This window comes from Leptotrichia hongkongensis, assembly GCF_041538065.1.
Classification (GTDB): Bacteria; Fusobacteriota; Fusobacteriia; order Fusobacteriales; family Leptotrichiaceae; genus Leptotrichia; species Leptotrichia hongkongensis.
Genome location: NZ_JBGORW010000008.1, coordinates 42,685 through 61,174, shown reverse-complemented (window position 1 = coordinate 61,174; position 18,490 = coordinate 42,685). Strand labels below are relative to the sequence as shown.

Here is an 18,490-nt window from a genome sequence, read left to right as displayed (position 1 = left end):
TGGAAAAAGTGGGTAGAGAATACTCACTTTTCTTTAAATATGTACTTAAGATTTTATTAAATAAAACTAAAAAAGAAAGGGATTATAAAAAATTATGGATATGAAGGAATTACAGGAGAAATTAACAGAAAAGAATTTAAATATTTTTCAACAAATAAGGTATACTTTTTTTGTATTAGGGAAATTTATATTTGACAGGAATGATGTGTGGTGGATACTTTTTTTCTTTTTTATATCTTGTGTCAAAATTACTATAGGATTTATCAGTGTGAGTACTGGAATTTCATCATTTACAAATATACTTCAAATTTTTAAATTTTGTTATTATTTGGCATTTTTTCTGTTTTATCAAAAAATAATTTTTAAAATAGAAGAGAAAAATTATTCAAGATTAGATAAATCAGCCTCAAAATTTTTCCTTTTATATTTGATATATTACATAATTAGTTATATATTTCGATATTTGCCTTTCCCTTTGTTTTTTGATGAATTTAATTTAGTTTTTGGAACAGTGTCTTTGGTGGTGCTAGTAATTTTTTGGATTTACTTATTTTACTTCATACCGTTATTTTCTGCAAGACCATTTGATTTAAGAGAATCTTGGGATTATAATTTGCATTTAATTAAAGGAAATAAATTAAAAATGGTATTTCCTGGTATTCTTTGCCTTATTTTTTCTTTTTCAGCAATATTTATTTTTTTACTTCCAATAGTTTCACTTTTTGAAGAGCTAGGTATTAACTTGCTACTCTTGGTTTCTAATTTTGGCGTAATTGCTGGGGAATTTATTAATACTTTCATGGTTATATTTTTTATAATTTTGCATAGTATAATATATTTGAACGTAGAGTATTTAGATAGAAAGATAAAATAATAATTTTAGCAGTTTAAATTAATATAGGTTTGAGCATAAATCGATGGGTTCAACTGTGACTATTTGATGACTGATGAATAAAGAAAAGTGAGTCTATCCATAGGTTGTAGGATAGCGATGAGCAATTCTACGAAAATAAAAAAGAAAAAATATTTATTATTCAAAATATTTAAAAAGTAATAAAAAATATTTTAGTTGAAAGATTATAAATTAGTTATCAAATAGCCTTATTATAAAAATTATTCCTATTTTTAAACAGAGTTTAGTATAAATTTTTACTAAAATACAAAAAAAATTTTATTTTGGGTTGAATAAAATTAAAACATCTGTTATAATAGAACAAAGTATTATAACAGGTGATATACTTCTAAAAAAAATTAAATACATTTAATCACACAAAACAAACCAATTGATTTATAAGTAAAATTAAATATTTTGCTAAAATTTATATGGTAGAATTTATAATATAACGTTGTTATTTTAAATTTGATTTTGTATGTTAAATGACCTAAAAACAAGGTATTTAAGCAATGATTTTAATCAAGGTTACATGTTTAAATATAAAAAGTATCTTTGTATCTGAAAGGAAAGATATGACTAAAAAAACTAAGAAAAGTAATAATTTACTAAATGATATACACGAACAAGCAGAAAAGTTTTCACGTGGAGAAGAAATTGCTAATTTTGTAAGTCATACTGTAGGAGCTGGATTATCAATATTAGCTTTTATAATTTTAACAATACGTGCGAGCTGGGTGCGTGATGTGGGAACAATAATATCCTTTATGGCATTTGGCTTTGGATTAATTGTTCTTTATACAATGTCATCTATATATCACGGACTAAAACCTGGAACAGCTAAAATGGTATTTGAAATTTTTGATCACTCAGCAATTTACATTTTGATAGCTGCTTCTTATACTCCGTTTTTATATTTAGTTGTCAATTCGCCAATGAATAAGGTTATATTAGCAATTCAATGGATAGTATGTTTTTTAGGAATTTTATTTAAAGCATTTTTCACAGGAAAGTTTAAACTGTTTTCTACCTTGCTTTATTTAATAATGGGATGGATGATTGTATTTGCCTGGAATGATTTGATAAATAATATAAACCGAGTTTCATTAATTTATTTAGTTTTGGGTGGAGTTCTCTATTCACTTGGAACAATATTTTATTCATGGAAAATTTGCAAATTTAATCATATGATTTGGCATATCTTTGTAATTATGGGAAGTATCTCGCATTTTTTCGCTGTGTATTATTTAGTATAAAAAATATAAATATATCTCAGATTATATAAAATCTAGTTTTATTTTAGGTTTTATATTTCTGAAAAAATTTTCAATAATAAAAATTAAAAAAATAAAGAATATATTTTGTTTAGAAAGGGTAATTTAATGGGAAGAAAATCGAAAATATCTAATGAATTAAAAATTGAGCTTGTAAAGAAAATACTGGAAGGGAAAGGAACTATTCAAGGATTAGCAAAGGAATATGGTATTGCAAAATCTTCATTAATGACTTGGAAGAAAAAGTATCTGGAGATTGGTGAAGAAAGTATAATGGTTGAAGATAAAAATAGGCATTATCCTCGTGAAGTTAAAGAAAAAGCTGTTCAAAGCTATCTAAATAATGAAGGTTCTTTATTTGAAATTTGTAAAAAATATGAAATTGCATCTGTAAGTGTATTAAATTACTGGATTAGAGATTATAGAAGAAGTATAGATGTAAATGGAAACTTTTCATTATTAAAAAAACACGTAAGAAAATCTATAGATGCTAAAGTTGAAGCCGTGCGTTTTTGTCAAAAAAATGATTATGATTATAATCTGGCTATCAAAAAATACGGTATTTCATACCAGCAAATTTATTCTTGGGTGAAAAAATTTGAAAAAGGTGGAATTGACGCATTGGTAGATAACCGTGGAAAAAGACGAACAGAAAACAAAAAATAATAAAATTTAATTTTAATGGTAATAAAAAAACTGTCAAATCTTTTTAGAGAAATGACAGTTTTTTTAGTATTAATTTTTTTGAGTTTCTTCTTCTTTTTTGACAGGCACAAATTTTCTTTCTGGACTGCTAAAAATTTTTATTCCAATAATAGCAACAATAATCATAACTATACTTATCAAATATGGAAGTCTTATTCCAAAAATTAATAAATCTTCTGCTCTAAATGTACTTACAAACATTCTTATAATTGCATACATGATTAAATAAATCATTGATAATATTCCTGGATTGTATTCTTTTTTTCTAAAATAGAACCAAAGAATTATAAATCCAATTAAATTCAGGAACGCTTCATAAAGCATAGCGGGGTGCAGCGGTAAATTTGGAAATTCTGATCCAGCAGGAGTGTCTAATGGAAAACTTAGTCCCCAAGGAACAAGCTGTTTAAACTGAGCTTGTGCAGTGGCACTTAATGACTGGTATTTTGCCCACCATTCATTGAACTTTCCTGAAAAAATTACGCTAAGTGGAGTAAACGTAGGTACTCCATGAACTTCCCCATTTGCCAAGTTTCCAAATCTTCCTAGAAACTGTCCAAACAGTAAAGGGCCAACAGCCATATCTGTAAGAACCCATAAGTTCATTTTATTTTTTTTGGCATAGTAACATGAGCCTATAAATGCTCCGATAATTCCACCGTGAATTGCAAGTCCACCTTCCCAGATGTACAGGATAGATAAAGGGTTTCCAATATAATCTGAAAATTTAAAAATAACATAATATAATCTTGCCCCGATTAATCCTGCTACTATTGTAGTAAATGCAAAATCTTCAATAATTTTTCTATCATCAACGCCTCTTTTTTCGGCAACATCATCAGCAAGTGCGATAAACATTCCAAAAAGAAAAGCTAAAATATACATTAAACTATAAATTCTAAGTTCAAAACCTCCAATTTTAAATAAATATGGTTTCATTTATGCTCCTTTTCAATATTTTGAAATAGAAAGTTAAAAAAATGATAACTTTCTATATTTTTTTGTTTTTTATAATTGTTTTTTTAATTCTTTTTCAAAGATTACAAAGAAATCATCAAGCTGTTCCTTGGAAATTTGTCCTAAAATTCCAATTCTCATAAGGCTTTCAGCATATTTTCCCTTTCCGCCTGTAACAGTGTATCCTTGTTCTTCAAGGGCTGAAATTATTGATTTTATAATAATTCCTTCTCTATAAACTGAAATTAGTGTATTTGTTCTATTTGCCTCATTTTTAACTAATAGTTCAAACCCAAGTTTTTGAGCTTTTTCTTCAACATATTTTCTCAAATCGTGTTTTTGCTTAATTGTGTTTTCAATTCCATTTTTTATCAAGTCTTTTAATGACTGATTCAATGTTAGAATTAAAGCAATTGCTGGAGTGTATGGCGTTTCTCCGTTTTCTTCAAAATATTTTGCATATTGCTTCAAATCAAAATAATATTTAGGTAAATCAGAAACTTCCATAGCTTTTTTTGCTTTATCGCTTATTGCAACAAATGATAGTCCTGGAGGTATTAGAAATGCCTTTTGGCTTCCTGCAATCGCCACATCCACATGCCATCCATCAAAATCAAATTCATTTACAACAAGTCCACTGATTGTGTCAACAATTAGCAAAATATCAGTATTTTTTGTCAAATCTCCTAAAGATTTTATGTCATTCAGAATACCAACTGAAGTTTCGCTATGAGTGGCTAAAATTCCTTTTAAATCTGGATTTTCTGAAATAACTTTCTTTACATCCTCCAAATTGTAGCTTTCTCCAAATTCATATTGTAAATTAATTACATTTAATCCATAAATTTCAGCAATTTTTCTAAATCTATCCCCAAAATATCCAGTATTTATGGCAAGAACCTTGTCACCTCTTGAAAAAAAGTTTACAATGGCAGTTTCCATTGAACCTGTACCAGATGAAGTTATAACAGCAACATCATTTTTAGTTTTGAATACTTTTTTCAAATTTTCATTGTTTTCTTTCATAATTCTTCTAAATTCAGGTGTTCTGTGGTGGATAATATCCTTTCCAAAAATTTCCAGATATTCTTCTGGAATATTAGTTGGCCCTGGTGTCAATAATAATTTTGAACTCATAAATCTATTCCTCCTAAAATTTATATTTTAAAAATTTTTATATTAACTCCTTTGTCAATTTATCATATTGAAGCAATTTCGTTAAGATTTTTTCTACATCGTCTAATTTTAGCATATTTGGACCGTCAGACAATCCTTTATCAGGTTCAGGGTGTACTTCTGCAAATATTCCATCAACTCCAACAGATACTGCAGCTCTTGCAAGTGGATACACATAAGCACGGTTACCTCCTGAAGTTTCGCCCTGTCCGCCAGGAATTTGTACTGAATGTGTAGCGTCAAATACGACTGGATATCCAAATTTTCTCATTTCCAAAAGTCCACGCATATCTACAACAAGATTATTATATCCAAACGAAGCTCCACGTTCACAAAGCATTATATTTTCATTTCCAACTTCCTGAAATTTCTTTACAACATTTTTCATATCCCAAGGTGCTAAAAATTGACCTTTTTTGATATTAACTGCTTTTCCAGTTTCTGCTGCTGCGATGAGTAAATCAGTCTGTCTTGATAAAAAGGCAGGAATTTGAAGTAAATCAATAACTTTTGCAGCTTCCTTGCATTGATGTGGCTCATGAATGTCTGTAGCAAGAGCAACACCGTATTTTTCTTTAACTCTTGACAAAATTTCAAGTCCCTTTTCAAGTCCTGGTCCTCTAAATGAAGAAATAGAAGAACGGTTAGCCTTGTCAAACGAAGCCTTAAATACATACTGAATTCCAAGTTTATCAGTAATTTCTTTCATTTTTGCAGCTACTTCCATAACTAAATCTTCTGATTCAATTACACAAGGTCCAGCTATTAAAAAGATCTTATCATTACCAATTGTGATATTATCAGTAATTTTAACTTTTTTAACTTTATCTATTAACATATCCAATTCCTTTCTAAAAAATTTTCTTATATTTTCATTTTATCATAATATTTCTTTTTTTCCTAATATTTTTCTAAAATATTCCTTTTGATAAAACAAATAAATTATGTTATACTCTTAACTGGAAAAATAATTGAAAAATAAAAAGCAGAATGATAAATAAAATTAATTGAAGAACAGGAGAAAGATATGAATAAAGTAGCTTTAATTATGGCTGGAGGAAGTGGAACAAGATTTTGGCCATTATCTACAAATGATAAGCCAAAGCAGTTTTTGGATCTTGTATCAAAAAAGACTATGATAAAAGAAACAATTGACAGGATAAAAAAACTTATTCCAATAGAGAGAATTTTTATTTCAACGAATATTAAGTATCTTGACATAATAAAAAAGGAATTACCTGAGATTGCTGATAGAAATATAATTTTTGAGCCAATGGCAAGAGATACGGCAGCCTGTATTGGATATGCGGCATGTATTATTAGAAAAATTTATGAGAATAGCATTATGGCAGTTTTGCCATCAGATCATTTGATTAAGAAGGAAAAGGAATTTTTGGACAGCTTGGAGTTTGCGTTTAAAGAGGCTGAAAAAAATAAGATTGTTACGCTGGGAGTTAAGCCGACTTATGCTGAAACTGGGTATGGATATATTGAGTATATAGATAGAAAAAAATCAAAAGATGATAAAAATAACTGTGAAAATAAAGAAAGATTTAAGTCATATAAAGTTAAAAAATTTAGGGAAAAGCCTAATAAGGAGCTAGCTGAAAAATATATTGAGCAGGGAAATTATCTTTGGAATAGTGGAATGTTCCTTTGGAAAACGGAATTTATCTTGCATGAAATAAAAAAACATATGGAAACTCATGGCATTATTTTGGAAAAAATTGAAGAAATGCTCGAAAATGTTGATTTAAATGAAGTTTATGGAGAAAGACTAAGTGATTTTGTGAAGGATGAATTTGAAAAATTTGAAAAAATTTCGATAGATTTTGGAGTGATGGAGCATACAAAATCTGTTAGTGTCATACCTGTTGACATTGACTGGAACGATGTTGGAAACTTCAAGTCGCTTGAGGATATTTTTCCAAAAGACAAGGATAGCAACGTTGTGCAGGCTGATAATTTTGAGCAGATTGAATCAGAAGGAAATATCGTAATTAATAAGGAAAATGACAAAATTATTGCTACAATTGGGCTAGAAAATATAGTTATTGTGAATACAAAAGATGCCTTGCTTGTCTGTCATAAGGATAAAAGTCAGGAAATTAAGAAAATATTGAATAAGATTGAGATGAAAAATAAGTAGTCAAAAACAGCATTTGATTATTTTACTTGAATTTTATTGTTATTTGAAATTTAATAGTTTGATATAAAAAAGTTTGGGTGTAATAAAAACATTAATATAAAAATATTTATTGAATAAAGGGAGCAAAACTAAAAATGGAAATAGATATTATAAAAGAAGCTGAAAATGTATTTGATATTGAAATTGCAGAACTGGAAAAATTAAAAAGTAAACTAGGAGATGATTTTCAAAAATTAGTCCGAATGATTTTAAATTTGAAAAATAACAATAAAGTTGTTGTGACAGGAATTGGAAAGTCAGGAATAATTGGTAAAAAAATTACAGCGACACTTGCCTCAACTGGTACAACATCAGTATTTATAAATGCAGCAGAGGCACTTCATGGTGATTTGGGAATGATTAACGATGGAGATGTGGTAATAGCCATTTCAAACAGCGGAAATTCTGACGAAGTATTAAGCATTTTAGCGCCAATAAAAAAAATTGGAGGGAAAATAGTTGCATTTACTGGAAATCCTGATTCTATGTTGGGAAAATATGCAGAACTTGTGATAAATGTTGGAGTAGAAAAGGAAGCATGTCCGTTGGGGCAAGCGCCAATGAGTTCGACTACAGCAACTCTAGTAACAGGAGATGCTTTGGCCGTATGCCTTATGAAATTAAAAGATTTCACAGAAAATGACTTTGCCAAATATCATCCAGGAGGAAGCCTTGGAAAACGGCTATTATTACATGTTTCAGATTTAATGCACATTGGAGAAGAATTGCCAGTTGTAAAAGAAGATGAGAAAATTGAGAATGTATTAATGCTTCTTACAAAGAAAAAATTAGGAGCTGTGTGCATTTCGGATACAGGATTTGAAAACGGCAAACTGCTTGGAATTATAACAGAAGGAGATATTCGGCGTGCATTGGAGCATAAGGAGAAATTTTTTGATTATGTGGCTTCTGATATTATGATTTCTACACCAGTAACGATTGAAAAGGATGCGATGGCTCTCGATGCACTTCATCTGATGGAAAACAGAAAAAGCCAGATTAATGTATTGCCTGTTGTGGAAAATGGAAATGTTGTAGGCTTGATACGGGTGCACGATTTAATAGGATTAAGATAGCAGCATATTTAATTTTTTTATTAATAACAAAATTGTTTCTTAAATATACAGATAAATAATTTTTAAAAATTCTAAATTTTTTTGATTAATTGTTGTTTTTTCTATATTTTTTCTTTTTTAAATGTAAAGGGGATCAGTCGCTATCCCCTTTACAATCCCAGCTTGTCTAAGCATTTTTTGAAATAAAATTGAAACTCGCTTTTTAATAACAGTTATTATCAACTCTATAATTGATTGTAACTTAAAAGTTTCAAAAAAGCTCAAACAATCAATTTTATTCCAAAAAAATCACGACAGTCTTTAGTTTAACTATAATAGTTAATTTTAACTAAAACAAAAAACAAGTGAAATTTTGTTAAAGAAAAAATATTAACCAAAATTATCTAAAATAACAAAATAAGAAATCAACATAAAAAAATTATATGTTTAAAAATTAGTTTAAATAAGTAAGGTTTATGAAAAGTTTTGGAAATGGAGAGAGATGGATAATAAGAATTTATTGAAGGGAACGATGGTTTATTCTCTTATGAATTTGGTTACAAAGATGGGGTCGTTTATATTTTTGCCGATAATAACGAGGTTATTGACACAGGAAGAATTTGGGATTGTGGGAACATTGGCTCCGATTACTTCATTATTTACTGTAATTCTAGGGCTGGGGCTTTATAATGCTCAGATGAAGAAATATGTAGATTTGAAGGAAAGTGAAGATGAATTTGGAAGTTATATGTTTTCTTCAACTTTAATTATAGTAGTTTTTAATATACTTACTTATATTTTTTTATTTACGCCAATAGCCAAAAAACTGTTTTCATATATAGTTGATTTAAGCAAAGTAAGTTACTATCCTTTGATAATTGTCAGCGTCTTAATTGCCACAACGAACGCTTTTAACAATCTTTCGACAACTTTGTTCAGAATGAAGAGAATGTATATGAAGGTTGCGATAGGGAGTGTTGTAAGCCTTTTTACAACTTATATTCTGGCAATTTACTTTATAAAATACTTAAAATGGGGAGTTTTTGGAAACCAGTTTGCAAATTTAATTGCGCTGATTATAGTATTTCTGTTCTATTTTAAGGATTATTTTGGAAAATTTAGATTTAAGCTGAATTTTGATTATGTAAAATATTCGCTAAGAAATGGATTACCACTAATTTTTATTGAACTTACGGATCAGGTTGTGAATTTGAGCGATAGGCTTGTTTTGGCAAAATTTGTTTCTCTTGCGGTAGTTGGGGGATATACGCTTGCATTTACTGGAGGAAGGGTTTTGTCGGTTGTTACAGGTTCTTTTGTAAACAGCTGGACGCCAGAGTTTTATGAGGCGATGAAGGAGGATAGGACAAATCCGAGAATAACAAGAAGCGTGGAAAACTTTATTGCGATTATTTCCTTTGCCTGTGTAATCGCACAGTTGTTTGCTCCAGAAGGGATAAAATTGATATTTCCAAAAAGTTATTATCAGGCGATAAATTATATGCCTTTAATTCTAGCTGGAATTGTTGTTCAGGCACTATTTTGCCTTGATTATTTTTTTCATTTTCACGAAGATAGCATATACATTTTTTATTTTACAATGTTTGCAATGATATTTAATTTAGTTGGAAATATAATTTTTATACCGAAATTTCCAGAAATTGGGCCTATTATTGCGGCGTGGACTACGTTACTTGCCTTTTTATTTAGAGCAATAATGGAAATGATGATTATAAGAAAAAAATACAAGATTTCGTTTAATTATAAAAAATTATTTTTATATTTCATAATTATTGTAAATCCCGTGATATTCTATTTGTCAAATGATCAGCTTTCATGGATGAAATTTGGCTTGAAAATAGTTTATTTGGCGATAGTGACAAAATTGCTTGTAAATAGGGAAGTTTACGCTAAAATTGCAAATCTTGTAAATGGAATAAAAGGAAAAATTATAAAACGTTAAATTTTAAAGCTTTGGAAAATAAGGGGAAATAAAAAATGAAATTTACGATTTTTACACCAACTTTTAATCGAAAGGAACTGCTTGAAAAATTGTATAAATCACTTCAAAAACAGACTTTCAAGGACTTTGAATGGCTTATTGTAGATGATGGCTCTGCTGATAGAACTAAAGAAAAAGTAGAAGAATTTTTGAGTGAAAAAAAGCTGGATATAAAGTATTATTTTAAGGAAAACGGAGGTAAACAGCGAGCGTATAATTTTGCAACTGATAAAGCAAATGGAGAGCTTTTTATATGCCTTGATTCTGATGATGAATATGTTGAAAATGGACTTGAAACTATTTTGAAATATTGGAAAAAATATGAAAAAAATAACAATATTGCGGGAATGGGATATTTGTCAACTTATCCAAATGGAGAAGTTATAGGCTCTAGTTTTCCAGAAAAAGAGATGATTTCAACACAGTTTGATATTTACAATAAATACGGAGTTAAGGGCGATAAAGGCCTTATGTTTCGGACTGAAATTATAAAAAAATATAAATTTCCAGTTTTTGATGATGAGAAATTTATTACAGAAGCTGTTGTCTATAACAGAATTTGTGAAAAATATAAGATGGTTTATGTAAATGAGAAAATCGAGATAAAGGAATATCAGGAAGATGGATTGACAGCCAAATATAACAATTTGCTGCTGCGAAATCCGAAAGGACAGGCACTTTATCATAACGAAATCAATTTCCAAAATTTATCTTTTAAGCAGAAAGTTCTAAATAATGCTGTTTATTACAAATTTTGCAGGGCAGCAGGATATAAATTTGGAAAAATATTTAAAGAAAATAAAAATAAATTGTTTTTAATTTTTGCTTTAGGAATTGGGGAATATATGTGGCAAAAAGAGAAAAATAAAAAATAAGATTTTGAGTTTGGGAACATAGAAATTAAAAATTTAGAAAAGAGAAAGAAATACGAAATGAACAAAAAATTAGATGAAAAAAAAGTAGTAGTTGGAATGAGCGGCGGCATAGACAGTTCTGTCGCTGCTCTTTTGTTGAAACAGCAAGGCTATGAAGTTATAGGGGTTACGTTAAAGCATTTGCCTGATGAACTTTCAGAAAATCCTGGAAAAACGTGCTGTTCCCTTGATGATATAAATGATGCGAGATATACATGCTACACATTGGGAATCCCTCATTATGTACTAAATGTCGTCGAAGAATTTAAAAAGGATGTAATGGATTATTTTATAAAAATGTATAATGCTGGAAAAACTCCTTCACCTTGTGTAATTTGTGATGAAAAGGTAAAAATAAAAAAACTCGTAGAATTTGCTGATAAAATGGGAATAAAATACATTTCGACAGGGCATTATTCAAAAGTTAGCGAGAATAATATGCTTTTATGGGATAAAAATAACCGAAAAGATCAGACTTATATGCTTTACCGGCTGGATAAGGATATTGTGGAGAGATTTTTATTTCCGCTTGCAGAATATGAAAAATCAGAAGTTCGTGAAATTGCAAGACAAAATGGCATTCACACTCATAACAAGCCTGACAGCCAAGGAATCTGCTTTGCTCCCAACGGATATATTCCATTTTTGAAAAAAGTACTTGGAAATGATGTAAAAAAGGGAAATTTTGTGGATAAAAATGGTAAAATTATTGGAGAGCATATAGGTTATCAGTTTTATACGGTTGGTCAGCGGCGTGGACTGGGGCTTAATTTAGGAAAGCCATTTTTTGTACTTGAACTTCGCCCTGAAACAAATGAGGTTGTTGTGGGAGATTTTGAGGAATTACTAATAAAGGAAATAGAAGTGATAAATTGTAAATTTCATTATGATTTAGAAGAAATGATTGGAAAAAAATTAACTGCACGTCCGAGATTTTCTTCAAAAGGGCTGGCTGGAAAATTGAAACTTTTAAAAAGTGAAGAAAGCAATGAAAATAGGATAATTTTTGAATTTGATGAAAAGACTCACGAAAATTCAGAAGGGCAGCACATTGTATTTTATTTAGGTGATGAAATCGTTGGTGGCGGCGAAATAAAAATATTTGACAAAGCCCTAAAAATATGATAAACTTAACAAAGTCAAGTGGCGACATGGTCGAGGGGCTTAGGCAGAGGTCTGCAAAACCTTGTACACCGGTTCGAATCCGGTTGTCGCCTCCATTAACTGATTAATAATAATAATTAATAGTGATAACTGCTTATTTAGGTAGTTATTTTTTTTAGTCTAAATTTAAAAAATATTCAATATTTCCAAATCAAGATAAATATGATAGAATATATTTAAAAATAATTTTAGTATAAATAAAAAAAAGCAAAGCAAACCAAAGAAAAGAGGGAAATATAGATGAATACAGATAACTCAAGAAAAATTTATGAAAAAGCTAAAGAGTCAATACCAGGTGGAGTAAACAGTCCAGTTAGAGCGTTTCAGTCGGTGGATAAAGAATATCCAATTTTTATTAAAAGTGGAAATGGAAGTAAACTTTATGATGAAGACGGAAATGAGTATGTAGATATGATAGGTTCTTGGGGACCAATGATTTTGGGACATAATTATCCGAAAGTTTTGGAAGTTGTGAAGAAAGAGCTTGAAAATGGGACTTCTTTTGGGCTTCCTACGAAAAAGGAAGTAGAGCTGGCAGAACTTGTAAAGAGCTGTTTTCCATCAATTGAAAAATTAAGATTGACTACTTCAGGGACAGAAGCGGCTATGACAAGTGTGAGAGTTGCTCGTGCATTTACTGGAAAAAATAAGATTATAAAATTTGAAGGATGTTATCACGGACATTCGGATTCATTGCTGGTTAAGGCTGGATCAGGGCTTTTGACATTTGAGCATCAGGATAGTAACGGGATTACTGAGGGAGTTGTGAAAGATACGATAACATTGCCTTTTGGGGATTTTGATAAATTAAAGGAAACTTTGGAAAATGATGATGACATTGCGTGTGTGATTATTGAGCCAATTCCGGCAAATATGGGGCTTATTGAAACAGAGAAGGAATACTTGGAAAAGGTACGTGAAATTACAAAAGAAAAAAATGTGGTGTTAATTTTTGATGAGGTAATTTCTGGATTTAGGGTTTCATTAGGTGGTGCTCAAAAAGTATTTGGAATTACACCTGATTTAACTGTTCTTGGAAAGATTATTGGTGGTGGCTATCCAGTTGGTGGATTTGGTGGAAAAAAGGAAATTATGAACTTAATTTCGCCAGTTGGTAATGTTTATCACGCTGGAACGCTTTCTGGAAATCCAATTTCAGTGGCTGCAGGGATAGAAACAATTTCGATTTTGAAGGAAAATCCTGAAATTTATGAAAATGTAAATAAAAAAACAGAGAATTTGGTAAATAAAATTAATGAATTAATAAAAAAATATGATATTCCAGCAAGTGTGAATCATTTTGGAAGCTTATTTACAATATTTTTCTCAAAAGAAAAAGTGAAAACTTTGGAAGATGCAATTAATACGAATGATGAATTTTACAGCATATATTTTGATACAATGCTTGAAAATGGAGTAATTGTGCCACCTTCAAAATATGAGGCACATTTTGTTTCTTATATTCATAATGATGAGGATGTGGAAAAGTTGTTGAAGGGTGTGGAAAAAACTTTTCAAAAAATTGCTGAAAAATTAAAATAAATTTGTAAATAGAGGAATATATATGGAAATCATAAAGAGTAAAATTACAGGAGAAATTTTATTTGATACAATAAAAAAAATAACGGCTTTAGATAGAAATAAAATGAAAAAAAAGGAAAATGAACTGAATTCATTGCTAAAAACTCCAAAAGGACTGGGAAAACTGGAAGAACTGGCAATCAGGCTTGAAGGAATGAGTGAAAATTATAAACCTTGCAAAAAAATGGTGCTTGTAATGGCAGCCGATAACGGTGTGGAAAGAGAAAAAGTCAGCAAATCCAAAAGAGTAATAACGCAGTATGTAGTGGAAGCAATGTTAAATGGCAAATCATCAATTAATGCTCTCTCAATGGCATATAATGCTGATGTGAAAGTGGTAGATCTGGGAATTGATGAGAGTTCGGATATAAAAAAAGAAATAGATTTATCGGGAATTATTAACAGAAAAATTATGAAATCAGGTACTAATAATATTGCTAAACAAGCCGCAATGGAGTATGAAGATGCTGTAAAGGCTATAGAAACTGGGATTGAAATGGTTGACGAGTTTACAAGGGACGGATACAATTTATTTGCAACTGGAGAAATGGGGATTGGAAACACTACGACTAGTAGTGCTATTTTGAAGGTTCTGACAGATTTGTCACTAGATGAGATTGTCGGATATGGAAGCGGAATTGATGATAAAACTTTGGAGCATAAGAAGAATGTCGTTAAAAAAGCAGTTGAAGTAAATGGATTGTCAAAATTTTTTGAAGAAAATATAAATGGAACAGGAAAAAAAGAAAAATTTGAAAAAAATAAAATAATAGATGTACTGGCAAAAGTTGGAGGACTTGATATTGCTGGAATGGTGGGAACTTATCTAGGATGTGCAAAAAACCGTGTGCCTGTTGTGATAGATGGTTTTATTTCAGCGATTTCTGCCCTTGTTGCATATAAAATTTGTCCAAACTGCAGAGATTTTATGATTGCTTCCCACTTGAGCGAAGAGCCTGGAATGAAGTATATTATGAAGGAACTGGATTTAGAGCCAATGCTCTTTATGAATATGAAATTGGGGGAAGGTACTGGGGCTGTTATGATGTTCCCTGTGATTGAGGGAGCTTGCAATATTACTGAAATTGTAAGAAAATATCCTGATGTATAAAAAAATACATTATTTGGAATATTTAAATTTTTAAATGTATCTAGTATTATTGTCATAAATAAAATATTTAAATGTTTTAACTGTCTTTCAAAATTGAAGGACAGTTTTTTCATTATTAGGAATTTAAAAATAGTAATTCTATTTTAAAACAAAAGTAGAAGAGTAAATTGGATTTATAGTTGACTCATTAATTTTTACATATTTTTATTCTAGTTTTTAAGTAGATTGATTTGAATATAATTTATATAGTAAAACTGCTTTAAAACTAAACTCAAAAGTTATGACTATTTTACTCAAACCCTAAATTTATATAATTTTTAGAAGTTTAATTTTAGGTAGGTTTGAGTATATTTTTAAATATAGCAGATATTAGATTATCTAAAGTATTTTTCTGAAAAATGATATTTTTATTAATAACATTAAATAAAAATTAATATATTTTTTTTAAAATTATTTTATATATACAATACAATACAATACAATACAATACAATACATATAAATATTTACAAAAAACTTTTAACTATTAAATTTATATTTAGATTGAGTAATTATGACATCTGTTTTTTAATAAATATTTTAAAAAGTAATAAATGATAATTTTATTAAAAATAAAGGGACTCTTTTAACTTTTTTAGCGTTTATAAATTAATTTAAATTTTATAATTTTCAAAATATAATAACAAAATTCAAAGAAAAATTGTTATCAAACAATAAATTTTATGAAATTTGACATAAAAAATTAAATATGATAATATTTAAACACTTATCAAAAATTATTGTTAAAAAAAAACAAAATAGGGAGGTAATTTAAAATGAAAAAACTATTATTATTAGGAGCATTAGTTATTAGTGCAAATACATTTTCTGCCGCTTCAATTGTTGGTGGAGGACTTAATATTAATGCAGGAACAGCAATAACAGGTGCTACAAGCTGGAATTTAGGTACTGGAACTAATACAGTTACAGCAACTGGTGGAAGTACAATATCTGCGGGAAATAAATTTATAGTTCCAGCAGGAGGAACATTAAATATAGTAACAGATTCGGGAACTGTACAAACTTATACAGGACCAACAACGGTAACATTGACATCACCATTAAATGGAGGAGTAACATCAGCAACAATAGCATCAGTAGCTAGCACAGGAGCGACACCAACAACACCTGCTACGCCTACTACGCCATCAACACCAACAACACCAGCGACACCAACAACTCCGACAACGCCTGCTGCGCCATCAACACCAACAACACCAGCGACTACAGGAACAATACCTACAGTTCAAGGTGCAAGATCAAGAGTTGACTATGATTTGACAAAAGTTGCAACAGCAAATAGCTTTAAGGATTTAGAACAAGCTAAAAAAGAAAATGGATTTAATTTAAATATCCAATATCTTGGTAATGCAGGATCGTATGATCAGGATTTAAAATATAATTCTAGAACTAGTGGAGCAATTTTATCAGGAACAAAGAGATTTGGTAATTTTACATTAGGAGCAGGAGTAGGAGTTGAAAATTCTACTGTAAAATATAAAAAATCATTTGATGGAGTAAAAGAAAAACTAGATTCTTACCAAGTATCATTAAGTGGAAAATATGACTTTACAGACAATATAGATTTAGCATCAGCATTGACATATGGAAGTAATAAACATAAATATAATAATTATAACAATGTAAAATTTGATTCAAATGTTTTAGATTTCCAAACTAGACTAGGATATAAATTTAGAGACGACACAGACGAGAATACTTACGTTAAACCTTATATTGGATTAGGGGTAACAAGTGTTAAGGAAGATGGATTTACTGCAGGAAATATAAGTTATGGAAGTGCTAAAAGAAGTAGTGGAAATGCTACAGCAGGAATTTATGGACAAACTAAGGTTGGAGCTTTAGATTTATATGGAAATCTTGAATACGAACAAAGATTTAGCAAAAAATCTTATCATGGGGAAAGAAAAATTTCTAGTAATGGTGTAGAAATTGCTAAGTTAGCTGGATTAGATTATGATCAAGGTGTATTTAATTTAGGACTTGGAGCTAAATACAATGTATCAGATAACTTTAACTTGTCAGCAGGTTATGAATTATATGACACAAAAAATAGTGTATTTAAAGTAGGTTTAGGATTACAATTCTAATAAATTGAAATACAAAAGTTGTTTTTCTTCTAACATTCATAAATAATATAAAACACTTAGGATAATAAATATCTTAGGTGTTTTTTTTATATTTTTTATTAGATTTAAATTCGGTGAATACAGCGGAAGAAATAATAGAAAATGCCCTGCTCCCTGTATTTTGTCTGTTTTTTTCTTGTGTATCCTAATTTTTTCAGTGCCACTCTCACTGTCTCCTTTCCACAGCCAAAATCTTTTGTTTTTCCATTTTAGTAATAAAAATTTAAAATTCTTTTTCTATAATCTTTTTCATATGCCATAAAGTTATTATTTCATATTTTTAGGTCGATTTTGTATAAGTTTCACTATAAAAATAAATTTTTTCGATTTATTTGTCTTTAAAAAAATTAATTCTTAAGAATTAATGGATTTAAGGATATTATATGTAAAATTTTGATTTTTTTAATAATTGTGATACAATAAACGAAGAAATTTTTAATTAAACAAAAACAAAGAACTAATGAAAAAAGGTAGGTGTAGAAATGAAAAAACTATTAGTTTTTGCGATAATTATGACCAGCTTGATTTTTGGAGTGCAGGGATTTTCACAAATGAATTCTAAGGAATTTGAAAAAGTGATAGAGAAAGTGTCGGAAGAATATGATAAAGGGAATAGACAGAAGGCAATATCAATGTTAAAAGAAGATATACAAAAAAATCCAACTAATGTTGTATTAAAAGCTGTATTGGGAATGTTGTATGATGACATGGGCAAAAAGAATGAAAGTGAAAAAGAATTAAATGAAGCGATAGAGATGCAGAAAAAATATCCTTTTATAGCAGATGATGGGAAGAAATATGATATAAGGCTATTAACAGGGATAGTTTATATGGGAATGGAAGAATATGAAAAAGCATTAAAGTGGCTTAGCAAAATTGATAATAAAAATTTTGGAAGCATAGATGAGATAGATTTTATAATGGGTTATTTAAATTATAGATTGGAAAATACAGAAGAAGCAAAAAAATATTTATTAAAATCCTACGTCAAGGATGAAGAAGGGATGTCACAAAATATTTTAGGACAGATTTATCTTGCTGAAGGGAATCAGAAAGAGGCTAGAAAATGGTTTTTAGAATCCTCAGATAAAGGAAATTCAGGAGGCCAAGCGAATCTAGGGATTTTGTACTATCAACAGAGAGATAAGAATACCGCATTAAAATGGCTAAAAAAATCTTTTGAAACAGCGAAAAAGCAAAAAGATCAAAAACAAATGAAAGATATACAGGAGATCATTAAAGAAGTTGAGAGTAATAACTAACCTTAGTAATATAAAAAATAG

Annotated in this window: 15 protein-coding genes and 1 tRNA gene; 12 read left to right on the top strand and 4 right to left on the bottom strand. The window is 29.4% G+C overall.

The window, feature by feature from the left end; translation table 11 throughout:
- Positions 1–606: 606 nt before the first annotated feature.
- Entirely contained in the window at positions 607–801 is a 195-nt protein-coding gene (locus ACEG17_RS07280; RefSeq protein WP_372583174.1) for a hypothetical protein, read from the bottom strand.
- A 666-nt stretch (positions 802–1,467) separates the two neighbouring features.
- Here ACEG17_RS07280 and trhA point away from each other — a divergent pair.
- Positions 1,468–2,148: a PAQR family membrane homeostasis protein TrhA gene (trhA, locus tag ACEG17_RS07275; protein ID WP_372583173.1), complete on the top strand. Its 681-nt coding sequence runs from the start codon at positions 1,468–1,470 to the stop codon at positions 2,146–2,148.
- A gap of 126 nt (positions 2,149–2,274) precedes the next feature.
- On the top strand, positions 2,275–2,832 hold the full coding sequence (locus ACEG17_RS07270) for a helix-turn-helix domain-containing protein (protein ID WP_372583172.1): 558 nt from the start codon (positions 2,275–2,277) through the stop codon (positions 2,830–2,832).
- A gap of 69 nt (positions 2,833–2,901) precedes the next feature.
- On the opposite strand, the gene lgt is transcribed toward ACEG17_RS07270, so the two are convergent.
- From lgt to kdsA, 3 genes are all read right to left on the bottom strand, one after another.
- A complete protein-coding gene (gene lgt / locus ACEG17_RS07265) occupies positions 2,902–3,810 on the bottom strand; it encodes a prolipoprotein diacylglyceryl transferase (RefSeq protein WP_147004979.1) in 909 nt (302 codons plus the stop codon).
- Between the two features lie 69 nt (positions 3,811–3,879).
- Positions 3,880–4,965, bottom strand: coding sequence for a pyridoxal-phosphate-dependent aminotransferase family protein (locus ACEG17_RS07260; protein WP_372583171.1), 1,086 nt, complete (start codon positions 4,963–4,965; stop codon positions 3,880–3,882).
- A gap of 37 nt (positions 4,966–5,002) precedes the next feature.
- Positions 5,003–5,842 carry a 3-deoxy-8-phosphooctulonate synthase gene (gene kdsA, locus ACEG17_RS07255; protein WP_147004981.1) on the bottom strand — a complete coding sequence of 280 codons (840 nt, stop codon included), beginning with the start codon at positions 5,840–5,842 and terminating at the stop codon, positions 5,003–5,005.
- 189 nt (positions 5,843–6,031) lie between these two features.
- Between kdsA and ACEG17_RS07250 the strand changes: the two genes are divergently transcribed.
- From ACEG17_RS07250 to ACEG17_RS07205, 10 genes are all read left to right on the top strand, one after another.
- Positions 6,032–7,153, top strand: coding sequence for a mannose-1-phosphate guanylyltransferase (locus ACEG17_RS07250; RefSeq protein WP_372583170.1), 1,122 nt, complete (start codon positions 6,032–6,034; stop codon positions 7,151–7,153).
- A gap of 134 nt (positions 7,154–7,287) precedes the next feature.
- The gene (locus ACEG17_RS07245; protein WP_372583169.1) at positions 7,288–8,268 is read left to right on the top strand and encodes a KpsF/GutQ family sugar-phosphate isomerase; all 981 of its coding nucleotides are present in this window, start codon (positions 7,288–7,290) and stop codon (positions 8,266–8,268) included.
- A 481-nt stretch (positions 8,269–8,749) separates the two neighbouring features.
- Entirely contained in the window at positions 8,750–10,210 is a 1,461-nt protein-coding gene (locus tag ACEG17_RS07240) for a lipopolysaccharide biosynthesis protein (RefSeq protein ID WP_372583168.1), read from the top strand.
- Positions 10,211–10,245: 35 nt separating this feature from the next.
- Positions 10,246–11,124 carry a glycosyltransferase family 2 protein gene (locus ACEG17_RS07235; RefSeq protein ID WP_372583167.1) on the top strand — a complete coding sequence of 293 codons (879 nt, stop codon included), beginning with the start codon at positions 10,246–10,248 and terminating at the stop codon, positions 11,122–11,124.
- A 57-nt stretch (positions 11,125–11,181) separates the two neighbouring features.
- The gene (mnmA, locus tag ACEG17_RS07230) at positions 11,182–12,288 is read left to right on the top strand and encodes a tRNA 2-thiouridine(34) synthase MnmA (protein WP_372583166.1); all 1,107 of its coding nucleotides are present in this window, start codon (positions 11,182–11,184) and stop codon (positions 12,286–12,288) included.
- A 20-nt stretch (positions 12,289–12,308) separates the two neighbouring features.
- Positions 12,309–12,383 (top strand) — tRNA-Cys (locus ACEG17_RS07225).
- 184 nt (positions 12,384–12,567) lie between these two features.
- Positions 12,568–13,869, top strand: a complete 1,302-nt coding sequence (hemL, locus tag ACEG17_RS07220) for a glutamate-1-semialdehyde 2,1-aminomutase (RefSeq protein ID WP_372583165.1) — start codon at positions 12,568–12,570, stop codon at positions 13,867–13,869.
- A 22-nt stretch (positions 13,870–13,891) separates the two neighbouring features.
- Positions 13,892–15,019, top strand: a complete 1,128-nt coding sequence (gene cobT / locus ACEG17_RS07215; RefSeq protein ID WP_372583164.1) for a nicotinate-nucleotide--dimethylbenzimidazole phosphoribosyltransferase — start codon at positions 13,892–13,894, stop codon at positions 15,017–15,019.
- A gap of 814 nt (positions 15,020–15,833) precedes the next feature.
- A complete protein-coding gene (locus tag ACEG17_RS07210; RefSeq protein WP_372583163.1) occupies positions 15,834–17,168 on the top strand; it encodes an autotransporter outer membrane beta-barrel domain-containing protein in 1,335 nt (444 codons plus the stop codon).
- 521 nt (positions 17,169–17,689) lie between these two features.
- Positions 17,690–18,469: a tetratricopeptide repeat protein gene (locus ACEG17_RS07205; RefSeq protein WP_372583162.1), complete on the top strand. Its 780-nt coding sequence runs from the start codon at positions 17,690–17,692 to the stop codon at positions 18,467–18,469.
- Positions 18,470–18,490 lie beyond the last annotated feature (21 nt).

Coding starts and splice junctions, on each gene's coding strand:
- ACEG17_RS07240 (WP_372583168.1), top strand. CDS start 8,750: ATGGATAATAAGAATTTATTGAAGGGAACGATGGTTTATTCTCTTATG.
- ACEG17_RS07270 (WP_372583172.1), top strand. CDS start 2,275: ATGGGAAGAAAATCGAAAATATCTAATGAATTAAAAATTGAGCTTGTA.
- ACEG17_RS07235 (WP_372583167.1), top strand. CDS start 10,246: ATGAAATTTACGATTTTTACACCAACTTTTAATCGAAAGGAACTGCTT.
- ACEG17_RS07245 (WP_372583169.1), top strand. CDS start 7,288: ATGGAAATAGATATTATAAAAGAAGCTGAAAATGTATTTGATATTGAA.
- ACEG17_RS07250 (WP_372583170.1), top strand. CDS start 6,032: ATGAATAAAGTAGCTTTAATTATGGCTGGAGGAAGTGGAACAAGATTT.
- ACEG17_RS07205 (WP_372583162.1), top strand. CDS start 17,690: ATGAAAAAACTATTAGTTTTTGCGATAATTATGACCAGCTTGATTTTT.
- kdsA (WP_147004981.1), bottom strand. CDS start 5,842: ATGTTAATAGATAAAGTTAAAAAAGTTAAAATTACTGATAATATCACA.
- trhA (WP_372583173.1), top strand. CDS start 1,468: ATGACTAAAAAAACTAAGAAAAGTAATAATTTACTAAATGATATACAC.
- ACEG17_RS07210 (WP_372583163.1), top strand. CDS start 15,834: ATGAAAAAACTATTATTATTAGGAGCATTAGTTATTAGTGCAAATACA.
- ACEG17_RS07260 (WP_372583171.1), bottom strand. CDS start 4,965: ATGAGTTCAAAATTATTATTGACACCAGGGCCAACTAATATTCCAGAA.
- ACEG17_RS07280 (WP_372583174.1), bottom strand. CDS start 801: ATGAAAGTATTAATAAATTCCCCAGCAATTACGCCAAAATTAGAAACC.
- cobT (WP_372583164.1), top strand. CDS start 13,892: ATGGAAATCATAAAGAGTAAAATTACAGGAGAAATTTTATTTGATACA.
- lgt (WP_147004979.1), bottom strand. CDS start 3,810: ATGAAACCATATTTATTTAAAATTGGAGGTTTTGAACTTAGAATTTAT.
- hemL (WP_372583165.1), top strand. CDS start 12,568: ATGAATACAGATAACTCAAGAAAAATTTATGAAAAAGCTAAAGAGTCA.
- mnmA (WP_372583166.1), top strand. CDS start 11,182: ATGAACAAAAAATTAGATGAAAAAAAAGTAGTAGTTGGAATGAGCGGC.